The organism is Pedobacter sp. 05L430 (genome assembly GCF_056397585.1).
Genome location: NZ_JBFTNT010000368.1, coordinates 1 through 6,519 on the forward strand (window position 1 = coordinate 1; position 6,519 = coordinate 6,519).

The window sequence follows — 6,519 nt, forward strand, 5'->3', positions numbered from 1 at the left end:
ACAACACATTGTCAGCATTCCTTCAAGGAAAATCACCTTCCTCGATTGAGCTTTTTAATCRCTTGGTTTCATGTTACCAACAATTAGGCGAGGTGAAATTCCATACTACCAAAACAATGATAGCTTTCTCATCCCGCATCAACTTCGCGTACGTTATACAGTTTGGCAAAAACTTTATTGATGTTGTATTTCCATTTAAACAACCATATGAAGACAATATGTGTTTTCGAAAAATAAAACTTGTTCCAGGTAGCGATGATTACAATCACCACCTCCGAATATATTATAAAGAAGATATAAATGACGAGGTGTTAAAGTATATGTCTATGGCTTATAAAAATGGAAACGTTAAATTATGTTAAGCACTTGACAGGATGAATGCCTTTACATAGCTTAGCGTCCTATTATTTTTAATTGACGGTATCGTATTATTAACTTATCTTTGCAGAATGTTTAAAATTAAACACGTATTACTATTAAGTTTCACCATTATAGCCCTTACTATTGCTGGTTGTAAAAGTCAGTTTGAGAAGATCAGACTGAGCAACGACGTTGCAAAAAAGTACCAGGAGGCCATGAGGCTATATAACAAAAAGAATTATTCTAAGGCATTGATCTTATTCGAAGACTTGTCTCAAAAATACAGGGGAAGAGCTGAAGCCGAGGAACTGAATTATTATTACGCACTGACTCTCTTTAAACTAAGAGATTACACAACTGCAAGATATCAATTCAAATCGTTTGCAGATAGCTATCCAACTAGTAAATATGCTGAAGAGTGTAGATATATGAGCGCTTATTGCTATTATCTGGATTCTCCAAGACCTAGCTTAGATCAGGAAAATACCTATAAAGCTATTGATGCATTACAGCTCTTTATTAACTTCTATCCAAAAAGTGAACGTGCTGTAGAGGCTGCAAAATACATTGGTATTCTGCGTACTAAACTTGAAGACAAAGCGTATGCAAATGCAAAAATGTATTACGAAATAGGTGGCAATGGTGGTGAAGCATCTAACTACAGAGCAGCTGTTATAGCACTAAAAAATGCACAAATCGATTATCCTGATATTAAATATTCAGAGGAAATGGATTTATTAATGATCAAATCACAGTACGCTTTTGCTAAAAACAGTATTGAGGAGCGTCAGGAAGACCGCTTCACAGAAGCAATTACTTATGCCAATGAATTTGCAGAAGCGCATCCTGAAAGTAAATACTTAAAGGAAGCAAACGCCTTAAAGAAAGATAGTGAATCTGGAATAGAAAGTGCTAAACGCTTTATAGCTGAACGCCTTGCTAATTATGAAAAATATAAATCTCAATTAACAAAAGAAGCTAAAAGAGATAGTTCTGCAATTAATACAATTAAAACCCCCAACAGATAATGAGTACGAATAAACCCGCAATACCAAATACTACGGTTACTAGAAATGTTAATGATCTGGATCAAAAAACCGGAAACATCTATGAGTCTTTAGTAATTATTTCTAAAAGGGCTAATCAGATTTCTAATAACATGAAAGAAGAGCTTCATGGCAAATTAGCCGAGTTTGCATCTTCTAATGATAATCTTGAAGAGATTTTTGAGAACAGAGAGCAAATTGAGATCAGTAAGCATTATGAGCGTTTACCAAAACCTTCATTAATTGCTATTGATGAATTTCTGAACGACAAAATTTATTACAGAAATCCCGCTAAAGAGCAACAATAATATCACGCATAGGTATTAAATTGCATCAATGCATTATAAACCATGCTAAAAGATAAAAATATTATTCTAGGCGTTTGCGGCAGCATTGCAGCATACAAATCAGCAACCCTGGTAAGGCTACTGGTAAAGGCTGGCGCAAACGTCAAAGTAATTCTCACTGCAGATGCGGCAAACTTCATCACTCCGCTCACACTTGCAACACTATCAAAACATCCTGTTTACACTCAATACTTTGAAGAAGAAACCGGAGTTTGGAGTAATCATGTAGAATTAGGTCTCTGGGCGGATTACATGCTCGTTGCGCCCGCAAGCGCAAATACGTTAGCAAAAATGGCTACTGGATTGTGCGACAATCTACTAACTGYAGTTTACCTTTCAGCAAAGTGTCCTGTTTTAGTTGCACCGGCAATGGATTTGGATATGTGGAAGCATGAAACCACTCAAACCAATATAGATAAACTATTGTCATACGGCAATCTTCTCATTTCTCCTGGCAAAGGAGAATTAGCTAGCGGCCTATATGGTGAAGGCAGAATGGCTGAACCTGAGGAAATCGTTTCATTTCTATTAGAAACAATACGTAAAGATCTTCCATTGCTTGGGAAACAAGTGCTGGTAACAGCAGGACCTACTTATGAAGCTATAGATCCTGTACGCTTTATCGGAAATCATTCATCTGGCAAAATGGGTTTTGCTATTGCAGACCAGTTTTCTCGCTTAGGTGCTGACGTAACATTAATTACAGGACCAACAGCTGAAAAAAGCTCACAACAACTCAAAAGAATAGATGTTGTAAGCGCAGCTCAAATGCTAACTGCATGTCAAAAAGAATTCCCTACTGTACAAATTATGGTAATGAGTGCTGCCGTTGCTGATTATACACCAGTAACTACCGCTAGTCAGAAAATAAAAAAAACCAGCGGGGAGTTCAACCTGGAGTTAAAAAAGACAGAAGATATTCTGGCTACTTTAGGCAGACTAAAAACAGAAAATCAAATACTTGTTGGCTTTGCCCTTGAAACTGAAAATGAGGAAGAACATGCAAAGGACAAGCTTACAAGGAAAAATCTTGATCTCATTATCCTAAATTCCTTAAATGACAAAGGAGCAGGTTTTAAGATGGATACCAATAAAATAACTATCTTTAATAAAGCATTTGAGAAGACAGTTTTTGAAATGAAATCAAAAACTGAGGTTGCCAAAGACATTTGCAATGAAATTTTAAAGCTTGTTTAAGCATGAAAAAACGCTACTTACTTATCTTACTTTTCTTTTTTATTTGCCAAACCTTTGTTAATGCTCAGGAATTAAATGCAAGAGTTCAGGTACAGGCTCCTACTATCCCTAATACTTATATTTCCAATCTTAGTTCTTTACTAAGTTACTACGCTTATACCATTATTGGCTTAGATAAAGATAGTTTTAGTCACCTTGGCGGCACTCCTTTCTATAAGAGGGCCTCTACCATTCTAAACAATGCTCAGGTATCTGGAAATAAAGGCTGGAAAGCCTTTGATGGGTTACGCAACCGCTACTGGCTAAATGAAAATCTACTTAATAAAACCTTTGAAGAACTTAGAGTATTTATTTACGACTATCATTTTAACGGGCTTGATCGCTTGCAAGAAAATACCGGCCGTGGAGTAAAAAAAATGATAACCCTACTTAGTGGACTAAAACAAATGGACAAACAGAAATTAGGTTCTATTTTTCCCAACTTCTACTTTTCTACAAAAGCAGATGAGATTGTGAATGTCTTTTCTATTTCTACCGGAGATCCATCTGATCGTATAAAAGCATACAACCTGCTTGTCCAAATTGATCCCGCCAACATCAATAAATACGAAACGCTTAATCAGGCAATTGCCCCTCTTAATCAAGGTCTTAAAAACAATTAAAAAAAAATGTTAAAAATATTTTGTTTATACGAATACATTCGTACATTTGAATACGAAACAATTCGTATAAACAAAATATGGCAGCATCAATAAACCTTAAGCCTACAGAAAGTGAACTAGAGATCTTACAGATATTGTGGGAAAAGGGTAATTGTACGGTTAGAGACGTTCATGAGATTTTAGAGAAAAGCAAAGAGTCTGGTTATACCACTACGCTAAAACTAATGCAGATTATGCACGAGAAGGGACTTGTTAAACGCGACACGTCTTCTAAAACTCATATTTATACGGCACTTCTCAATCAACAAAAAACAGAACAGCATCTCGTAAATAAAATGATCGATAATGTTTTTAACGGATCGGCGGCGAGATTAGTAATGCAAGCACTTGGGAACCACACCGCAAGTAAAGATGAAATTGATTCGATAAAAAAATATCTTGACGAATTAAGTAAGTAATAAACCTAAAGAACCAACTATAAACACATGGAAGCAATAGTAAACAACCTCATTAAAGCTACCGGATGGAGCATCTTCCACTCTCTATGGCAAGGCGCCATCATTTATGGTATATTGGTAGCTGTTACAAGTGCATTTCCTAAAATTGATGCAAAAATCAAGCACAATATGGCCTATGGTGCATTGTGCCTTATATTTCTGGGGTTCTGCATCACATTCTTTACACTGTTTAAACTTCCGGTAAATAGTGTTGCGATTGCGTCTAATCAAATTTCCAATGTACAGCAATCCGAATACCTTATTCATTTGCCTCAGGATATGAGTAGCATAACAGAGAACTTTTTCCCTTATCTGGTTAGCATATATAGCATTGGCATATTGTTTCAGCTATTTATCCTGGCTATTGGCTATAAGAAATTACTAGATTTAAAATGGGCTGACCGTACTCCCGTTCCAGCTTCATGGCGCCCGGTTTTTGAAACTATGGTGGCTAAATTAAATCTTCGTCAGAATATTGAATTCTATTTATCCTCAAGGGTAAATGTTCCACTGGTTATAGGTTATTTAAAACCAGTGGTATTATTTCCAATTGCTTTGGCATCTCAGCTTGATATAAAACAAGTTGAAGCAATATTAATTCATGAGCTTTCGCACATACGAAGAAACGATTATCTATTAAATTTAATAAAAACCGGTATTGAAACCATACTCTTCTTTAACCCATTTGTATGGCTGGGCGGCCGACTAATCAATATAGAACGTGAACATGCTTGTGATGATCTTGTTCTAAAATTTACTGGTAGCCCACTAACCTATGCACATGCACTTTTAAAACTTGAAATATTAAAAAACAAAACCACTCCTGCCCTCTCAATGGCAGCAACTGGAAAAGATCAACATTTGTATCAACGCATTAAAAGAATTACGGACATGAAAACCAATTATATGAATGCCAAACAGCAGATTTTGGCTATAACATTAACAATAGCGACTATAGTATCCTTAGCTTGGATTAGTCCTGCAAAAAAAGCTCCTGCTATAAATAAGGCCAATCAACATAACAAAAAGGTTGATATAGAAGGAATAGCTATAAAATCAAAAATACAGACACTATTAGCACCAGTTGCTAACGAGGACTGCGATAATGACCTTGTAAAAACAGATACCACAAAGAAAAAAAACAAGTTCAAAATTGTTACCGTTGACGCTAAAGGGAATAAAAAAGAATATAACTCGCTTAAAGAAATGCCTGATAGTTTAAGGCAGGAAGTAGTTAATGAATCATTTATGAATGATTTTAAGTTCGATTATAAGTTTAATCTTKACTCGGTAACAAAGGTAAGCATGGCTTACATAAAATCGCCTGAATTTCAGCAACAGATAAAAGATGTTCAAAAAAATGCCGCAGAAATGGCGAAGCATTTCGATTCTCCTGAATGGAAAAAACAACAGGCAGAGATTCAGCAAAAAGCCATTGAAATGAGCAATCAGATAAACTCAAAAGAGTTCAAGCAACAACAAGAAATGGCATTTAAAATTGCTCAGGATATGCGCAAGAAATTTGATTCGCCAGAATGGAAAAAGCAGCAAGCTGATATTCAGAAAAATGCTGCAGAAATGAGCAAAAAGTTTAATTCTGATGAATGGAAAAAACAACAGGCCGAGATGAAGAAAAACATTGATCTGATGCGTGAAAAGATAAATTCTCCTGAATTTAAAAAACATATTGAGGAGATGAAAGARCTACAAAACTCACCTGAGTATAAAGAGCTGAAAAGAAAATTTGACAATGGAATTGATAGCATTAAAAAAGAAAAAAGGAATTAAAACAGATATAGACCTGAATTGATCAAACACAGATCACACAAATTATTAAACCACACAATAAAATTAGATTGAGGGCAGAAGAGAAATCTTCTGCTTTTTTGTTTGTAAGAATAAACATCCATTGATTAAGTTTTCATAATTTAGCAGAGTAATATGCTACAAAAACTTTCTATTCGTAACTATGCTTTAATAGATAGTGTTGATTTGGAACTTAATAAAGGTTTAAATATCATCACTGGCGAAACAGGTGCCGGTAAGTCTATCATGCTTGGCGCACTCTCCCTTATATTGGGTCAGCGTGCCGAAACTAAGTATTTCTTTAATCAGGACAAAAAATGTATTATCGAGGGGCAATTTCTGCTTAGCGACACTACATTACAATCTCTTTTCGAAGAAAACGATATTGACTTTTATAACGAAAGTATTTTAAGGAGGGAAATATCCACAGATGGAAAGTCTAGAGCATTTATAAACGATACTCCCGTTACGCTTACTGTAATGAAGCAAGTTGGCGAGAAACTCATTGACATACACTCTCAGCATGCTACACTAGAGGTAAACGACCCTGGCTTTCAGCTGCTAGTGGTAGATACCCTGGCAAATCATCAATCCTTGTTGGCTC

The 6,519-nt window shown here is 35.7% G+C and carries 8 protein-coding genes; all 8 read left to right on the forward strand.

What is annotated here, in order from left to right:
- On the forward strand, nt 1–362 hold a 362-nt coding region (locus AC1DG9_RS24860; protein WP_477635442.1), incomplete at its 5' end, for a DUF5655 domain-containing protein.
- Between the two features lie 87 nt (nt 363–449).
- Nucleotides 450–1,388, forward strand: a complete 939-nt coding sequence (locus AC1DG9_RS24865) for an outer membrane protein assembly factor BamD (RefSeq protein ID WP_172661098.1) — start codon at nt 450–452, stop codon at nt 1,386–1,388.
- Nucleotides 1,388–1,714, forward strand: coding sequence for a DNA-directed RNA polymerase subunit omega (locus AC1DG9_RS24870; RefSeq protein ID WP_172661099.1), 327 nt, complete (start codon nt 1,388–1,390; stop codon nt 1,712–1,714). The genes AC1DG9_RS24865 and AC1DG9_RS24870 overlap by 1 nt, the downstream gene beginning before the upstream one ends.
- Nucleotides 1,715–1,756: 42 nt before the next feature.
- Entirely contained in the window at nt 1,757–2,950 is a 1,194-nt protein-coding gene (gene coaBC / locus AC1DG9_RS24875) for a bifunctional phosphopantothenoylcysteine decarboxylase/phosphopantothenate--cysteine ligase CoaBC (RefSeq protein ID WP_477635443.1), read from the forward strand.
- Nucleotides 2,951–2,952: 2 nt separating this feature from the next.
- Nucleotides 2,953–3,612: a type IX secretion system protein PorD gene (gene porD / locus AC1DG9_RS24880; protein WP_477635444.1), complete on the forward strand. Its 660-nt coding sequence runs from the start codon at nt 2,953–2,955 to the stop codon at nt 3,610–3,612.
- 77 nt (nt 3,613–3,689) lie between these two features.
- On the forward strand, nt 3,690–4,070 hold the full coding sequence (locus AC1DG9_RS24885; protein WP_172661102.1) for a BlaI/MecI/CopY family transcriptional regulator: 381 nt from the start codon (nt 3,690–3,692) through the stop codon (nt 4,068–4,070).
- Nucleotides 4,071–4,097: 27 nt separating this feature from the next.
- Complete coding sequence (locus AC1DG9_RS24890) at nt 4,098–5,897, forward strand: M56 family metallopeptidase (protein ID WP_477635445.1); 1,800 nt, start codon at nt 4,098–4,100, stop codon at nt 5,895–5,897.
- A gap of 153 nt (nt 5,898–6,050) precedes the next feature.
- Nucleotides 6,051–6,519: AAA family ATPase (locus AC1DG9_RS24895; protein ID WP_477635446.1), on the forward strand; the 469-nt coding region annotated here is incomplete at its 3' end.